Origin of the sequence: Pseudomonas sp. NPDC090208 (assembly GCF_044746785.1) — a bacterium.
GTDB lineage: Bacteria > Pseudomonadota > Gammaproteobacteria > Pseudomonadales > Pseudomonadaceae > Aquipseudomonas.
Map to the genome: position 1 here is coordinate 79,796 of NZ_JBIVCU010000023.1, position 15,165 is coordinate 94,960.

A 15,165-nucleotide genomic window follows, 5' to 3' on the forward strand; every position below is an offset into this window, starting at 1 on the left:
AGCCCTGCTCGCGATAGCGCTGGGTCAGTCAATGCTGCAGTGACTGGCCTGACGTCATCGCGAGCAGAGCTCCCTCCCACAGGATTTGGGTGGTCTTCCGGATTTAGATGGTCTGCCAGATCGCTGTAGGAGCCGGCTTGCTGGCGAACCGGTCGGGCCTGCCACATCACCAGGGTCTGACACACCGCCTTCGCGAGCAGGGCTCCCTCCCACGGGTCATGTGTACGGCTGGTTGGCGAGGGTGCCCTGTGTAGGAGCCGGCTTGCTGGCGAACCGGTTGGGCCTGCGACATCACCAGGGTCTGACACACCGCCTTCGCGAGCAGGGCTCCCTCCCACAGGATTTCGGTGGTCTGCCGGATTTAGATAGTCTGCGAGATTTCAGGGCAACCGCGCTGCCTGCTGGCTAACACAGTTCCCCTGTGGGAGGGATCCGAGTTTGCGAGGGTCGCGAAAGCGGTTGGCCTGACACACCGCTTTCGCCCGGTTTGCCGGGTTTAAAACTCCAGCTTCGCCCGCGCCACGAGTTGTCGTGGTTCGCCGATGGAAATCGCTGGCGAACCCAAACCGCTGGCGGAGGTGTAGTACTTCTCGTCGAACATGTTTTTCAGGTTCAGCTGCAGGGTCAGGTCACGCTCGTCGAGCTTCATCTTGTAGGCGACGAAGGCGTCGGCGACTTTCGAGGATGGCAGGTAGTACTCGGTCCCCGCGCCGTCGTTGACGCCCCAGCGGCTGGCGAAGCGCGCACCGGCACCGGCGCGCAGGTTGCCGATGCCGACCTGGCCGAAGTCGCGGGTCAGGTACAGCGCGCCGGTGTGTTTCGACACGCCGTCCAGCGGCTCGCCCTTGAGCACCGGGTCTTCGAGGACCTTGGTGTCGGTGTAGGCATAGCTCGCCGTCACGCTCCAGAACTCATCCAGTTGCCCGGTGATGTCGGCTTCCAGCCCACGGGAACGCACCTCGCCGGACACCCGCGTGCAGGTCTCGGTGCCGCACGGCTCGCTGGTCTGCACGTTTTTCTTGTTGATGTTGAACAGGGCCACGGTGGCGGTGATACGGTCGTTCTGGAACTTGGTGCCGATCTCGTAGGCCTTGCCCTCCTCCGGCGGCAAATCGCCAATCGGCGCGGCAATCGAGGTGTTCGGGCGAAACGACTCGGTGTAGCTGCCGTACACCGACCAGTCCGGCTGGATCAGGTAAACCAGACCGACACGCGGTACCACCTTGCTGTCCTTGACGTCGGCACCGACCACGAATGGCCGGCCCTTGCCGGTGATTTCGTCGAACGCGTCGTAACGCAGGCCCGCCTGGACAATCCACTGGTCGCCCAGGTGCATGGCGTCCTGCACGAAGAACGCATGGGTGCGCAAGTGGTCGCTCTGGTCGCTGTTCGGTGCGCTGACCGTGCTCGGTTGCGGCGTCACGCCATAGACCGGCGCGTTGTAGTTGAAATCGGCCTTGTTGGCGCTGCGGAACAGGTCGCCCAGATCGCGCTCGTTCTTCATGTAATCGGCGCCGAACAGCACTTCGTGGCGTACGTCGCCCCAGTACAGATTGCCGAGCATGTTGACCGTCGCGGTGTGGGCGAACTGCACGGCATCGCGGGTGGCGTCGCCACGGCGAGTGACCAGACCCGTGTTGTAATTGGCCGAGATGAAGCGCGACTGGTAGTCGTTGTAGTAGTTGCGGCTGTAAGCGTAGCCGGTGCGCAGGGTCCAGGTGTCATTAAGGCGATGGTCCATGCGCAGATCCAGCGAATCGGAACGGCCGGTGGTGACATTGAACGGCTCGTCCAGACGCCGGTTGCGCGGGATGTCCAGCACCTTGCCGGTCTTGGTGTTGATCTGCGTGCCACGGTCGAACGGCACCGAATATTCCATGTGCTCGTAGGCCACCGACACCGTGGTGTCGTCGCCATACCAGGCCAGCGACGGCGCGATCACCGACTGGTCGATGCTGCCGAAATTGCGCCAGTAGTCGACATTCTGCTTGTCGGCGATAAAGCGGTAGGCCAAGCCGTTGCTGCCCAGCGGCCCGGTCAGGTCGATCTGTTCACCGCCGCCACCGAAACTGCTGCCGAATACCGACACCGAACGGGCTTCGACCAGTTGCGGTTTTTTCGTCACCACGTTGATCACCCCGCCCGGGTCCTGCACGCCGTACAGCATCGACGCCGGGCCCTTGAGCACTTCGATGCGCTCGGTGGTCGGGGTGAAGTTGCGCGCCTGCACCGACTGCATGCCGTCGCGCATGATCGAGTTGTCACGGTTGGTGCCGAAGCCGCGCTTCTGGATCGCGTCCTGGGTGCCGCCCAGCGTGTTGCCCTGCTTGACCCCGCTGACCGCGTTGATCGCCTCGTCCAGACTGCTTGGCTGACGGTCTTCGAGCACCCGGTTGGTCACCACGTTGACGGTCTGCGGCACTTCCACCAGCGGCGCTTCGGTACGGGTCGCGACCGACGCCTTGCGCGCCTGATAACTGGTGCGGCTGTGCTCGGTTTCGCTGAGATCGGCCTGGGACTGCGCGTCGATATTGACTGCGTCCAGTTGCATTTCCTGCGCCTGAACCAAAGGACTCATGCCCAGCGAACACAGCAGCGCCGTGGCCGAACACACGCCCAATGCGGCGGGACGAAAAGCGGGAAAAACAGGCACACGAGAACCGGATTGAGCTGTCATGAACGGATAAACCTGAGCGGGCGGTGAGTGAGAGATCCGTTGCCAAACGAATCTGATTCTCACTACACGGAGGCCAACGGGGTTTACCTCACCTGTTTTTTGAAAATAATTTTCCGAGAGAAACTGCCGGGCGATTGTCCTGCACCTTGCACGCTTCTGTGGGAGCCGGCTTGCTGGCGAACCGGTCGGGCTGCCACATCACCGGGGTCTGATACACCGCCTTCGCGAGCAGGGCTCCCTCCCACAGGTCATGTGCACGGCTGGATGGTGATGGCGTCCTGTGTAGGAGCCGGCTTGCTGGCGAACGCGATGTGTCAGCCGCCATCGAGGTTGCTGACACGCCCGGTTCGCCAGCAAGCCGGCTCCTACAGGTGTGCAACCCGCTGTATCATCGCCCCACCTCCTACGTGCGAAATCAAGGATTGTTCATGCGTATCCGCCTTCTTTCCCCTCTGGCCTTGATCATCGGCGCGCTTATCGGCGGCCCGGCCCAGGCCAGCAGCGACGAAGCCTGCTACCCCGACTGGATCATCGCCAAAGGCTCGCTGGACGCGTGCAACAACCTGCCCTTCCTGAGCCCCGGCAACGACAGCCGGGTCAACCTGCGGCTGTTGCTCGCCGACCGCAAGGCGCTGCCGCTCAACCCTGCGCCGCTCAGCGAGGATGAAATCGCCGAAGGCTTCGGCCCGGTGCCGTTTGCCCTGACCCGGCTCGACGGTGAAGCCAGCGAGGGCGACGCCAGCGAAGAGTCCGGACAGGCCGCGCTGGGCGATCTGCTGGGCAAGCTCGGCATCAAGCGCGACAGCACCGACAGCGCCGGCCAGGCCTTTCTGCAGGGCGAAGGCAGCCGCTGCCGCAGCAACCGCGACGACAGCGCCGCGCAGTTCATCGGCCAGTTGCTCGACACTGCGGCCTTGCCCGACAACGAACGCCAGGCGCTGGCGCGCAGCCGCCTGCTGTTGCTCGACAGCTGCACCTGGGAAGGCGACAAACAGGCCGCCTTGCTGCCGGGCAGCATTCAATCGCCTGAAGGCCAGGCGTTTCTGGCGTACTTGCAGGCTGCGGCGGACTTCTACAGCGGCCGCTTCGCGCAGGCCGAAACCGGCTTCACTCAGCTCAGCACCAGCACCCAGCCGTGGCTAAAGGAAGTGTCGCTGTACATGATCGCGCGCACCCGCCTCAACGCCGCGCAGCAGGATGCGTTCGACGAGTACGGCAGCCTCAAGCAACGCATCGAGCCGGCCATCGCCGGCAAGATCGCCGAGGCCTTCAAGGCTTACCTCGACACCTACCCGAACAACACCTACACCCTTTCCGCCCGTGGCCTGATGCGCCGGGTCCACTGGCTGGCCGACGATCAGGCCAGCCTCGCTGACGATTACACCTGGCAGCTGACCCAGGCCACCGCCGAACAGCGGGACAGCACACCCGATGCGCTGATCCAGGAAACCGACAACAAACTGCTGACCGGCATGACCGAGGCCACCTCCTCGGCGCTGATGACCGCCACCAGCGACCTGATGCTGATGCGCCCGGACGCCCAGTTGAAGCTGACCCGCAATGCCTTGCTGGCGCAAAAAGACCTGTTCGCCAGCCAGCCGGCGCTGTTCGATTACTTGCAGGCGGTGTTCGCCTTCTACCTCGACAATGATCCGGCTCAGGCGCTCAAACTGCTGCCGAACGACACCCCCGCCAACCTCGACTACCTCGCTTTCAGCCAGCAGACCCTGCGCGGGCTGGTGCTGGAAGCCGGCAATGACCTGGCTACTGCGGAAAAACTGTGGCTGAGCCTGATCCCGCTGGCGAAGCAGCCGCTGCAACGTGAGCAGCTGGAACTGGCGCTGGCGATGAACTACGAGCGCAGCGGCCAGTTGGCCCGCGTCTTTGCCGGCGATTCGCCGATCCAGTCGGCGCAGGTGCGTCTGATTCTGCTGAACAAGGTTGCCGATGCGCCGTTGCTGCGCCAGCAGATCCAGCAAGGCATCAGCCCGGTCGAGAAAGCCACCGCGCAGTTCGTCCTGCTGTACAAGGACCTGCTGCGCAGCCAGTACGCTGCCTTCACCGACGACCTCAAGACGCTGCCCGAGAAGCCCGCCGCCGACAAGCTGAGCGCCAGCCTGGGTTACGTCTATGGCGACGGTCAGAGCCTGCAACTGTTCCGCTGGAGCGGTGAAAAGGTCGACTCCGGTTATGCCTGCCCGAACATCGGCGACACCGCCGCGCTGCTGCAAGCCAACGGCAAGGATGCCAAGGGCCTGATCTGCCTCGGCGAGTTCATTCTGCGCAACGGCCTGGACAGCATGCCGCTGGACCAGCCGAGCGGCGCCGGGCAACTGGGCGGCGGCACGCCGGGCTTTCAGGGCGAGGTGTTCTCGCGCCTGAACGGCTACAAGACGGTAATCGCCGACAACAAGGCCCTGCGTGACGACAAGGCCTATGCGCTGTTCCGCGCGATCAACTGCTACGCACCGTCGGGCTACAACAGTTGCGGCGGCGAAGACGTCGCACCGGCGGTACGCAAGGGCTGGTTCAGGCAGCTGAAAACCACCTACGCCAGCACCCCTTGGGGTCAGTCGTTGCAGTACTACTGGTGATGTCGAGGCTGCTGGCCGCCTGGCTGATCTGCCTGCTGGGCAGTGGATCGGCGCTGGCGGCGGTCAACGCCGAAGATCACGATACGTTCTGGCTGTGGAGCGGTGTTGCCGCGCAGCCGGTGCTGAAACAGGCGAAAACCCTGTACGTGCTGCAAGGCCAGATCAGCGCGCCACGGCGTGATCGTCAGGCGGTCGCGCTGATCGCCCAGGGCATGGGCGTCACCCGGTTGCCGCAGCCGCAGGTGTGGATTGTCTACCGCGCCCACACCCTGCACTGGCCGGAGGCGGTCTACACGCAGATGCTCGGTCAGTTGAGTCGCTGGCAGCAAAGCGGCAGCGCGGTCGTCGGTGTGCAGATCGACTTCGACGCCCGCACCCGCTACCTGCAGGGGTACGTGGACTTCCTCAAGGACCTGCGCCAGCGCCTGCCGGCAGAACTCAAACTGAGCATCACCGGGCTGATGGACTGGACCAGCCACGCCGACCCGCAGGCCATCGCCGCGCTCAAGGGGGTGATCGATGAGGTGGTGGTGCAGACCTATCAGGGCCGTCACAGCATTGCCGACTATGCCGCGTACCTGCCGCGCCTCGATCGGCTGGGCGTACCGTTCAAGGTCGGCCTGATTCAGGGCGGCGACTGGCAGGCGCCGGGGTTTCTGCAAGACAGCCCGTTGTTTCGTGGGTATGTGGTGTTTTTGCAGAATGGGCGGTGAGTGAACGGTTCCACCGGCACGACCGAGTTTGCCTCCCGACACAATTCTCATGTGGGAGGGAGCTCTGCTCGCGATAGCGGTGGATCAGTCCATATTGCAGTGTCTGGCCTGAAGTCATCGCGAGCAGAGCTCCCTCCCACAGTTGATCTACAGCGCCCGCGAAACAGGCGATTCCCCGATCAACGGGGGCGTTCACGCGATCTCCAGATCCAGCAACGCCGCACCCAGCGCCTTGCCGTGGGCGTCCAGCGCCAGGGAGCGGGTGACGCCGCCTTTGAGGATGCCGGGCAGGACGAAATTCAGCGCGTGTACATTCGGCAACTCATAACGCCGCAACGGCCCCGCCGCCGGGTCCAGCAGACCGGCAAAATGCGCCGTCACCCGCTCCACCGTCAGCGCCTGACACAAGCGCGGGTAATCCTCGGCCTTGAAGGCAATCACCGAGATGTTCGAGGTGTCGCCCTTGTCGCCGGTCCGCGAATGGGCCAGCTCACGCAATTTGATCGTGCTCATTTCACCGTCTCCAGATGCACTTGCGCCTGCACGGCATCGCGCGGCAACAGCAACGAGGCCACCGCCACTACCTGCCGCACGCTCTTGCTCGCCCCGCCGCCGCCATACGGGCCGTTGGTATAGAGGGTTTCCACTTCGTTGCCGATACGCACCGCTTCAGCCTTGTCGGCGCAGCGCGCGGCCACTCGCAGGCGCACTTCCCACGGCTCGCCGCTGGCCCGCGCGCCCAGCGCTTCGCCGTGCAGCGAGTCGACGCCGATCAGATCGGCTCGCACTTCCTCGCAAGCCACGCCGGTCAGGCGCAGGCGCTCCAGCACCACCTCGCGGGCCAGTTGCGCACGGGCCAGTGCGCCCGGGCCGCCGTAGGACATCTGCCCTTCGCCGATCCAGCCATCCAGATAACCGACCGAGACTTTCAGCGTGTGCGGACGCTCGCGCCCTGCCGCGCCCTCGGCCGCCACTTGATCGGTCGCCACCACCTGAAATGACACACCGGAGAAATCCGCTGTGACATCCGGGGTCAGGTACGCCGCCGGGTCGTGCACCTCATAAATCATCTGCTCGGTGCAGGTCGCCACATCGATGCATCCGCCCGAGCCTGCGACTTTGCTGATCAGCGCACGGCCTTCCGAATCGACCTCGGCCAGCGGAAAGCCCAGGCGCGCCAGATCCGTCACGTCCTTGAACCCCGGATCGGCAAAATAGCCGCCAGTAATCTGCCCGGCGCATTCCAGAAGATGGCCGATCAGCGTGCCGCGCCCCAGTCGCGTCCAGTCATCCTGCGCCCAGCCGAACTCGAACAGCTGCGGAGCCAGGAACAACGACGGATCAGCCACGCGCCCGGTGATCACCACATCGGCGTCGGCTCGCAGCGCCTCGACAATGCCGTCGACGCCCATGTACGCATTGGCCGACACCAGCCGCTGGCCCAGCGCTGCAACCGTCGAACCGTTGTCCAGCCGTTGCGACGGATCGGCGCGCAGTGCCGCCAGCACATCGTCCCCGGTCACCGCCGCGACCTTGAGGCCGTGCAGCCCCAGCTCAGCGGCGATGCGCCGCACTTCGGCCGCCGCCGCCAGCGGATTGGCCGCGCCCATGTTGCTGATGATGCGCAGACGCCGCTGGCCGTTCTGCCGCCCCCGGCCCACAAACGGCAGCACACGGCGCATGCGTTCGCCCAGCAGCGGGTCGAAGCCGCCATTCGGGTCGCTCAAACGGGCCTGCTGCGCCAGGGCGATGGTGCGCTCGGCCAGGCACTCGAACACCAGATAATCCAGCTCGCCCTGATCGGCCAGCTCCACCGCCGGCTCGATACGGTCGCCGGAATAGCCGGCGCCGGAGCCGATACGCAAAGTCTTCATTCAAAACACTCCCAGCAGCAATGCGGTCAGGGTCATCAGCACCGATGCGCCGAACAGAAACGGAATGGTGAAACGCTGGTGATCGGCCAGTTCGATCTTGCACAGGCCCACCAGCAGGAAGGTCGCCGGGGTCAGCGGGCTGACCGGGAAACCGGTGGTGTGTACGCCAAGCAGCGAAGCCTGGGCCACTTGCAGCGGGTCGACGCCCAGCGCGCGGCCGACCTCGGCAATCACCGGCATCACACCGAAATAGAAGGAGTCCGGGTCGAACAGCAGGCTCAACGGCATGGACAGGAAGCCCACCACCATCGGAATCAGCTTGCCGTGACCGGCAGGAATCTGCGCCACCGCCACTTCGGCCATGGCCTTGAGCATGCCGGTGCCCTGCATGATGCCGGTGAACACCCCGGCGGCCAGAAGGATGCTGGCCATGGTCAGCGCGGTCTTGGCGTGGGCATCGATGCGCGCCCGCTGGGCGTCGACGTTCGGGTAGTTGATGCACAGCGCCAGCACGGTGCCGACCATGAACATCACCACCGGATCGACCCAGCCGGCGATCATCACCGCCATCACCACCACGGTCAGCAGCAGGTTGAGCCAGAACAGACGCGGGCGGCGCAGCACTTCTTCCTGCTCACTCAAGACCCGTTGCGGCACCACGTCCACGGCCACACCCGCGCCGAGGCCGAGGCGTTTTTCCTCACGCCGCCCCAACAACCAGGCGCTGACGAAGACGAAAACCAGGCCGACCACCTGCACCGGGATCAGCGGCTGGAACAGCTCCGAGACCGGCACATGCAGCGCTGCCGACGAACGCAGGACCGGACCGGTCCACGGCAGGAAATTCACCCCCGCCGCCATCGCCGCGACACAGGCCAGAATGCGCCGGTCGATGCCCAGCCGCGTGTACAGCGGCAGCATCGCCGGCACCGTCACCAGAAAGGTCACCGCGCCGGAACCGTCCAGGTGCACCAGCAACGCCAGCAGCGCGGTGCCGACCACGATCCGCGTCGGTCGCGTGCCAACGGTGCGCAGAATGCGGTCAATGATCGGGTCGAGCATGCCGGCGTCGGTCATCACCCCGAAAAACAGAATGGCAAAGACAAACATGCCGACCACGGGCGCGACGTTCTTGATACCGGTGATGATGAAGCCGCTGGTCTGCAGACCGAAACCGCCGAGCAACGCGGCGATGATCGGCAAGGCGATCAGAGCGACCAGAGGGGACAGACGCTTGCTCATGACGGCGGCGAGCAAACAGAGAATGGTGATGACACCGAGAGTGGCGAGCATGGACGGCCTCTTTTGTCGCCCCTGTCTGATGCCAGCGGGACGAGCTGTTGTTGTTTTGGCCGAGTATCGAAACGGGGGTAAGCTTTGTAAATTGAAATGTTCAGCGCCTTGCGTTCGGAAAAACAGAATAAAGACAGTATGCCCGTAGCAGTCCGGTCGGGCGGCGTTCCGATGCCGGCATTGACGCTCGGGAGATCGCCATCGCGGGCAAGCGCGCTCCTACGGACGGCGAGCCAACACTTTGCAGGAACACGCCCATGAAAAACTCGATCCAGCACATCCGCGCGTTTCTCGCCGTGGCCAACAGCGGCAGCTTCGCCAAGGCCGCCGTCGAACTGAACCTGTCGCCTTCGGCGCTGACCGTGCAGATCCAGCAACTGGAGGAATGGCTGGGCGTCACCCTGCTCGAACGCAGCCCGCGCCAGGTCAGCCTCACGGCTGCCGGGCAGAGCAATCTGGGCGCCATGGAAAAGCTGCTGCTGGACCTCGACAACATCGTCAGTGGCTCCCGCGATCTGGCCGCCCTGCGCCGGGGTGTGGTCACTGTCGCCGCCCTGCCCTCGCTGTGTTCCAGCCTGCTGCCGCCCCTGCTGAAAGCCTTCCGTGAACAGTTCCCCGGCGTGGAAATCCGCCTGCGTGACGTGGTGGCACAGCGCATCGATGCGCTGGTGCGCGAAGGTGACGTGGATTTCGGCCTCGGCGTCCGGGCGCGCATGGGTCATGGCCTGGATTTTCAGGTGGTCATGGTCGACCGGCTGAGCCTGTTCGTGCCGGCGGGCCATGCGCTGGCGAAGCGCCGATCCATTCAATTGAGGGAACTGGCCGGCCAGCCGATCATCCTCACCGGTCGCGACAGCAGCGTGCGCGAGCGCGTGGAGCAGCTATTCGCCGAAGAAGGCCTGGCCCTGACGCCGGGGCTGGAGGCCAATTACATGTCGACGGTGATGGCGCTGGTGCGCCAGGGGCTGGGCATGACCTTGCTGCCGGAATCCGCCGACGAGGGTCGCGACGATCTGGTGCAGGTGCGGATTGAACATGCGGGCGTGGAGCGGGAAATCGGCCTGATCACCCGCACAGGGTTCGGCTTGAGCCCTGCGGCAGAGCGGTTTGTCGAGATGTTGAAAAGCACCGCCCCCTTGTAGGAACTGGCTTGCCCTGCGACCGGCGACGGAGTCGTCGTAAAACCAGTGAACGAGTTTTGCCTGACATGGCCAATGGGCATGGATTTACGACTGCTGCGCAGCCGGTCGCAGGACAAGCCAGCTCCTACAGGGGTGAACGGCGTATGGCTGAACGCCACCTGAATGACTTTTCGAATGCCTGAATTCAGAAAAAAACAAGTTTGAACATTCAATAATGAGTATCATTATGTTACAAACTGGCTGAATGCGAATGCGTTGCAAGTCGCTTCAAGCTGCACACTTTATCAGATTTACACCGGTGATAAATGCTCGTTCCTTTTTTGATCATGTTGCGCGAAGGGATTGAAGCCGCGCTTATCGTTGGCATCATCGCCAGTTACCTGAGACAGACCGGCCGCGGCGAGTGGATGCCTGCGGTGTGGATCGGCGTGTTTCTCGCCGCCGCCCTGGCGCTGTTCGTCGGTGGTGGCCTGGAAATGGTCAGCGCCGAATTCCCGCAGAAGCAACAGGAACTGTTCGAAGGCCTGGTCGGCCTGCTGGCCGTGGTCATTCTCAGCTCCATGGTGGTGTGGATGCGCAAGGTCGCGCGTTCGGTCAAGCACGACCTGCATGAATCCCTCGATGCCGCCCTCGCCGGCTCGAAAAACCAGACCTACGCCCTGATTGCCATGGTGTTCTTCGCCGTCGCCCGGGAAAGTCTGGAAACCGTGTTCTTCCTGCTCGCCGTGTTCCAGCAGAGCGAAGGCGCCTCGGGGCCACTCGGCGCCCTGTTTGGCCTGATCATTGCGGTGTGCATCGGCGTCGCCATCTATAAAGGCAGCCTGCGCCTGAACCTGGCGCGATTCTTCCGCTACACCGGGCTGTTCATTCTGGTGGTGGCCGCCGGCATTCTCTCCAACTCCGTACGTTCGCTGCATGAGGCCGGAGTGTGGAACTACTTCCAGGACGTGGTCTTCGATATCAGCGCGATCCTGCCGATGGACGGCCCGACCGGCTCGGTGCTGGCCGGCATGTTCGGCTATCAGGACGCGCCGTCGGTGAGCGTGCTGGTGGCGTACCTCGCCTATCTGGTTTTCGCACTGTGCCTGTTCTTCAAGCCGCAAGCGCGGGTGGCGAGCCTGCCCACCCGCCCGGCCCATGAACACGGCCAGTCCACTTCAGTTACGAACAAGTAAGGGCAACCATGACCAGCAGTCCCAACGGCCTTCCTCCACAGAAAGCCAAGCCCCCACGCGCCCTGCAGTTTGCCGTCGCCGGTTCGGTCATTCTGATGCTCGCGGCCGGTGGCCTGTTCTATTACGCGTCCCAGGCGGCACACAAGAAGCGCGTCGCCAACGGTGGCAATGAAACCGTGGTGACCATCCACGCGAAAAACTGCGAGCCGAACGCGATCACCGTGCCGGCCGGGAAAAACGCCTTCCGCATCGTCAACGCCTCCGAGCGTGCCGTGGAATGGGAAATTCTCGACGGCGTGCTGGTGGTCGAGGAGCGTGAAAACATCGTTCCGGGCCTGAGCCAGATCATCAACGCCAACCTGCAACCGGGCGACTACGCGATCACCTGCGGCCTGCTGAGCAACCCGCGCGGCACCCTGCACGTGACCCCGACCGCCGAGTCCGAAGCCGCTGCCAAGGCGCGTCCGTCGATGGTCGCCTTCATCGGCCCGCTGTCGGAATACCGCGTCTACCTGAGCACCCAGAGCAGCGCGCTGATCCGTGCCATGACCGACCTGCAACAGGCCATCACCGACGGTGACCTGAGCAAGGCCCAGCAAGCCTACGCACCGGCCCGTGCGGCCTATCAGCGGATCGCTCCGGCGGCGCAACGTCTGGCCGAGCTGGACAACGCCATCAACGCCCGCGCCGACTACTACGAAAAGCGCGAGCAGGACCCGGCATTCGGCGGTTTCCACCGCATCGAATACGGCCTGTTCGCGCAGAAATCGCTGGACGGTCTGGCCCCGGTCGCCGAGAAGCTGCAAGCCGACATCGCCAGCCTGAAACAGCAACTGCTGGCCCAGAGCATCGCGCCGGAACAACTGGCGAGCATGGTCGTGCGCAACATGCGCAGCCTGGCCGACATCCGCAGCAATGGCGAAGAAGAGCGCTACAGCCACGTCGATGTCGCCGGCTTTGCCGCCAACCTGGAAGGCACGCGCAAGGTGGTCGAACTGCTGCGTCCGCTGCTGGCGAGAAACTGGGGCGACGTGCTGAAGAAGATCGACGACGCGACCACCGCACTCGACGATCAGTTGCTGATGCTCAAGACCGCCGACGGTTTCAAACCGTATGACCAGGTCGGCGCCGAGCAGAAAAAACAGATTGCAGACAAGGCCAAGGTACTGGCCGAAGCACTCGATGGAATCGATCCGGCCCTGGGCCTCACCGGCCTGTAAGCGTGCCCAGGCGGGTGCCGTTGCGCCCGCCCGGCCTTGAAACCCGAGCGAAGAAAAGTATTCACATGAAAGATTCGTCCAACGCCCCGATTTCCGCCGAACGTCGCCGTGTCCTGCTCGGCCTGGGCGCCGCCGGCGCCGCGATTGCCGGCGCCAGCCTGAGCGGCAATGCCCTGGCTGCCACGGCTCCGGCGCAAGTCACCGAAGCGCCGAAAAGCGAGAAGACCCAAGACCACAACGAGTTCCATGGCACTCACCAGAGCGGCATCGTCACCCCTCGCCCGACCGCCGGCATGATGGTTTCGTTCGACGTGCTGGCCCAGGACCGCGACGACCTGGAGCGTCTGTTCCGCACTCTCAACGAGCGCATCGCGTTCCTGATGACCGGCGGTGCCGTGCCTCAGGTCGACCCGAAACTGCCGCCACTGGACTCCGGCATCCTCGGCCCGGTGGTGACCCCGGACAACCTGACCATCACCGTGTCGGTGGGCGACTCGCTGTTCGACGAGCGCTTCGGCCTGGAGCACGTCAAACCCAAGCGTCTGCAACGCATGGTCGGTTTCCCCAACGACGCGCTGGAGGCCGACTGCTGCCACGGCGACCTGAGCATCCAGTTCTGCTCCAACGCACCGGACAGCAACATTCACGCCCTGCGTGACATCGTCAAGAACCTGCCGGACCTGCTGCTGGTGCGCTGGAAACAGGAAGGCACCGTACCGGCGCAGGCCCCGCTCAAGCCGGGTCAGCAGCCGGAAAGCGCGCGCAACTTCCTCGGTTTCCGCGACGGTTCGGCCAACCCGGATTCCAACAACCAGAAGACCATGAACGAGCTGGTCTGGGTTCAGCCGGGCAGCGATGAGCCGGCCTGGGCGGCCAACGGCAGCTATCAGGCGGTGCGGATCATTCGCAACTTCGTCGAACGCTGGGACCGCACGCCGTTGCAGGAACAGGAAGCGATCTTCGGCCGCGTCAAGACCACCGGCGCGCCCATGGACGGCAAGACCGAGACCGACGTACCGGACTACAAGAAAGACCCGGAAGGCAAGATCACCAAGCTCGACTCGCACATCCGCCTGGCCAACCCGCGCACGGCGGACAGCCAGAAGAACCTGATCCTGCGCCGGCCGTTCAACTACTCCAACGGGGTCAACAAGAACGGCCAGCTGGACATGGGCCTGCTGTTCATCTGCTACCAGGCCGACCTGGAAAAAGGCTTTATCACCGTGCAGACCCGCCTCAATGGCGAGCCGCTGGAGGAATACCTCAAGCCGATTGGCGGCGGGTACTTCTTCACCCTGCCGGGTGTCGTGGACAACAACGATTACATCGGCCGTTCGCTGCTGGCCGCTGCATCAGCTGTAAAAACAAAAACTGCCTGACAACCCTTACCTCACAGGAAGAGCTCCATGAAAAAGTCGCCTCTCGCGCTGTTGGTTACCCTTGGCTTGTTGCAGACCCCGTCCGTGTTCGCGACCACCGCGCCACTGGATCTGGTGACCCCGGTTTCCGACTACAAGATCTACGTCACTGAAAACGTCGACAAACTGGCTGCCGACACGCAGAAGTTCACCGACGCCATCAAGAAGGGCGACCTGGCGACTGCCAAGAAGCTGTACCCGACCACGCGCGTGGCCTATGAGGCCATCGAGCCGATCGCCGAGCTGTTCGACGATCTGGACAAGTCGATCGACTCCCGCGTGGACGACCACGAGCAAGGCGTCGATGCCGAAGACTTCACCGGCTTCCACCGTCTGGAGCATGCGCTGTTCGAAAAGAACACCACCAAGGATCAGGGCGCGCTGGCCGACAAGCTGATGGCTGACGTCAAAGACCTGCAGGGCCGCATTGCCGGCCTGACCTTCCCGCCAGAGAAAGTGGTTGGCGGTGCAGCCGCGCTGCTGGAAGAGGTCGCAGCGACCAAGATTTCCGGTGAAGAAGACCGTTACAGCCACACTGACCTGTATGACTTCCAGGGCAACGTTGACGGCGCGAAGAAGATCGTCGATCTGTTCAAGCCGCAGTTGGAGAAGTCGGACAAGGCGTTCGTGGCCAAGGTCGACAAGAACTTCGCCACCGTGGACAAGATTCTGGCCAAGTACAAGACCAAGGATGGTGGTTTCGAGACCTATGACAAGGTCAAGGAAAACGACCGCAAGGCTCTCACTGGCCCGGTCAACACCTTGGCTGAAGACCTGTCGCAGATGCGTGGCAAGCTCGGTCTGAACTGAGTCGCTACGCCACAGAAGATCCCGCCCGCCGATGATTCGGCCGGCGGGATTTTTTGTGCCTAACGCATTTGTTGTAGGAGCTGGCTTGCCCTGCGAGCGGCGAGGCACTCGTCGTAAAACCTGTGCCTGCGGTGTGTCTGACTGATTGCTGTAGCTGCTAACGCAGCCTTGTTTCGCCTGACGGCGAGTTACTTGGAAAAGCCCCAAGTAACCAAGGGCTCTTATCCCCGCCATACGGTGCCTCGCCTA

General features: G+C 63.6%; 11 protein-coding genes. 7 read left to right on the forward strand and 4 right to left on the reverse strand.

The features are described from left to right. Nucleotides 1-496 precede the first annotated feature (496 nt). Nucleotides 497-2,677, reverse strand: coding sequence for a TonB-dependent siderophore receptor (locus tag ACIPL0_RS27900; protein ID WP_400731634.1), 2,181 nt, complete (start codon nucleotides 2,675-2,677; stop codon nucleotides 497-499). A gap of 428 nt (nucleotides 2,678-3,105) precedes the next feature. Between ACIPL0_RS27900 and ACIPL0_RS27905 the strand changes: the two genes are divergently transcribed. After that, entirely contained in the window at nucleotides 3,106-5,271 is a 2,166-nt protein-coding gene (locus ACIPL0_RS27905; protein ID WP_400599463.1) for an outer membrane assembly lipoprotein YfiO, read from the forward strand. Then, nucleotides 5,271-5,984: a DUF3142 domain-containing protein gene (locus ACIPL0_RS27910; RefSeq protein ID WP_400599464.1), complete on the forward strand. Its 714-nt coding sequence runs from the start codon at nucleotides 5,271-5,273 to the stop codon at nucleotides 5,982-5,984. Before ACIPL0_RS27905 ends, ACIPL0_RS27910 begins: the two co-directional genes overlap by 1 nt. Nucleotides 5,985-6,176: 192 nt before the next feature. Here the strand turns inward: ACIPL0_RS27910 and ACIPL0_RS27915 are convergent, their stop codons facing one another. Genes ACIPL0_RS27915 through ACIPL0_RS27925 form a run of 3 tightly spaced genes read right to left on the reverse strand, consistent with a single transcriptional unit; the run spans nucleotide 6,177 to nucleotide 9,151 of the window. Beyond that, nucleotides 6,177-6,488: a hypothetical protein gene (locus ACIPL0_RS27915; RefSeq protein ID WP_400599609.1), complete on the reverse strand. Its 312-nt coding sequence runs from the start codon at nucleotides 6,486-6,488 to the stop codon at nucleotides 6,177-6,179. Between the two features lie 5 nt (nucleotides 6,489-6,493). Continuing rightward, the gene (locus tag ACIPL0_RS27920) at nucleotides 6,494-7,858 is read right to left on the reverse strand and encodes an acyclic terpene utilization AtuA family protein (protein ID WP_400599465.1); all 1,365 of its coding nucleotides are present in this window, start codon (nucleotides 7,856-7,858) and stop codon (nucleotides 6,494-6,496) included. Next, nucleotides 7,859-9,151 carry a CitMHS family transporter gene (locus ACIPL0_RS27925; RefSeq protein WP_400599466.1) on the reverse strand — a complete coding sequence of 431 codons (1,293 nt, stop codon included), beginning with the start codon at nucleotides 9,149-9,151 and terminating at the stop codon, nucleotides 7,859-7,861. A gap of 257 nt (nucleotides 9,152-9,408) precedes the next feature. On the opposite strand from ACIPL0_RS27925, the gene ACIPL0_RS27930 reads away from it, so the two are divergent. The 5 genes from ACIPL0_RS27930 to efeO (ACIPL0_RS27950) all read left to right on the forward strand — a co-directional run bounded on the left by ACIPL0_RS27930 (nucleotide 9,409) and on the right by efeO (ACIPL0_RS27950) (nucleotide 14,916). Beyond that, the gene (locus ACIPL0_RS27930) at nucleotides 9,409-10,293 is read left to right on the forward strand and encodes a LysR family transcriptional regulator (protein ID WP_400599467.1); all 885 of its coding nucleotides are present in this window, start codon (nucleotides 9,409-9,411) and stop codon (nucleotides 10,291-10,293) included. Nucleotides 10,294-10,598: 305 nt separating this feature from the next. Continuing rightward, entirely contained in the window at nucleotides 10,599-11,468 is an 870-nt protein-coding gene (efeU, locus tag ACIPL0_RS27935) for an iron uptake transporter permease EfeU (RefSeq protein WP_400599468.1), read from the forward strand. 8 nt (nucleotides 11,469-11,476) lie between these two features. Further along, the gene (efeO, locus tag ACIPL0_RS27940; RefSeq protein WP_400599469.1) at nucleotides 11,477-12,688 is read left to right on the forward strand and encodes an iron uptake system protein EfeO; all 1,212 of its coding nucleotides are present in this window, start codon (nucleotides 11,477-11,479) and stop codon (nucleotides 12,686-12,688) included. 65 nt (nucleotides 12,689-12,753) lie between these two features. Continuing rightward, nucleotides 12,754-14,067, forward strand: a complete 1,314-nt coding sequence (efeB, locus tag ACIPL0_RS27945) for an iron uptake transporter deferrochelatase/peroxidase subunit (protein ID WP_400599470.1) — start codon at nucleotides 12,754-12,756, stop codon at nucleotides 14,065-14,067. A 27-nt stretch (nucleotides 14,068-14,094) separates the two neighbouring features. Continuing rightward, entirely contained in the window at nucleotides 14,095-14,916 is an 822-nt protein-coding gene (gene efeO, locus ACIPL0_RS27950) for an iron uptake system protein EfeO (RefSeq protein WP_400599471.1), read from the forward strand. Nucleotides 14,917-15,165: the final 249 nt, after the last annotated feature.

What these genes read in the sequence shown, in the direction of transcription:
- ACIPL0_RS27925 (WP_400599466.1), bottom strand. Translation starts at nt 9,151, where the DNA reads ATGCTCGCCACTCTCGGTGTCATCACCATTCTCTGTTTGCTCGCCGCC.
- efeU (WP_400599468.1), top strand. Translation starts at nt 10,599, where the DNA reads ATGCTCGTTCCTTTTTTGATCATGTTGCGCGAAGGGATTGAAGCCGCG.
- ACIPL0_RS27930 (WP_400599467.1), top strand. Translation starts at nt 9,409, where the DNA reads ATGAAAAACTCGATCCAGCACATCCGCGCGTTTCTCGCCGTGGCCAAC.
- ACIPL0_RS27920 (WP_400599465.1), bottom strand. Translation starts at nt 7,858, where the DNA reads ATGAAGACTTTGCGTATCGGCTCCGGCGCCGGCTATTCCGGCGACCGT.
- efeO (WP_400599471.1), top strand. Translation starts at nt 14,095, where the DNA reads ATGAAAAAGTCGCCTCTCGCGCTGTTGGTTACCCTTGGCTTGTTGCAG.
- ACIPL0_RS27905 (WP_400599463.1), top strand. Translation starts at nt 3,106, where the DNA reads ATGCGTATCCGCCTTCTTTCCCCTCTGGCCTTGATCATCGGCGCGCTT.
- ACIPL0_RS27900 (WP_400731634.1), bottom strand. Translation starts at nt 2,677, where the DNA reads ATGACAGCTCAATCCGGTTCTCGTGTGCCTGTTTTTCCCGCTTTTCGT.
- efeB (WP_400599470.1), top strand. Translation starts at nt 12,754, where the DNA reads ATGAAAGATTCGTCCAACGCCCCGATTTCCGCCGAACGTCGCCGTGTC.
- efeO (WP_400599469.1), top strand. Translation starts at nt 11,477, where the DNA reads ATGACCAGCAGTCCCAACGGCCTTCCTCCACAGAAAGCCAAGCCCCCA.
- ACIPL0_RS27910 (WP_400599464.1), top strand. Translation starts at nt 5,271, where the DNA reads ATGTCGAGGCTGCTGGCCGCCTGGCTGATCTGCCTGCTGGGCAGTGGA.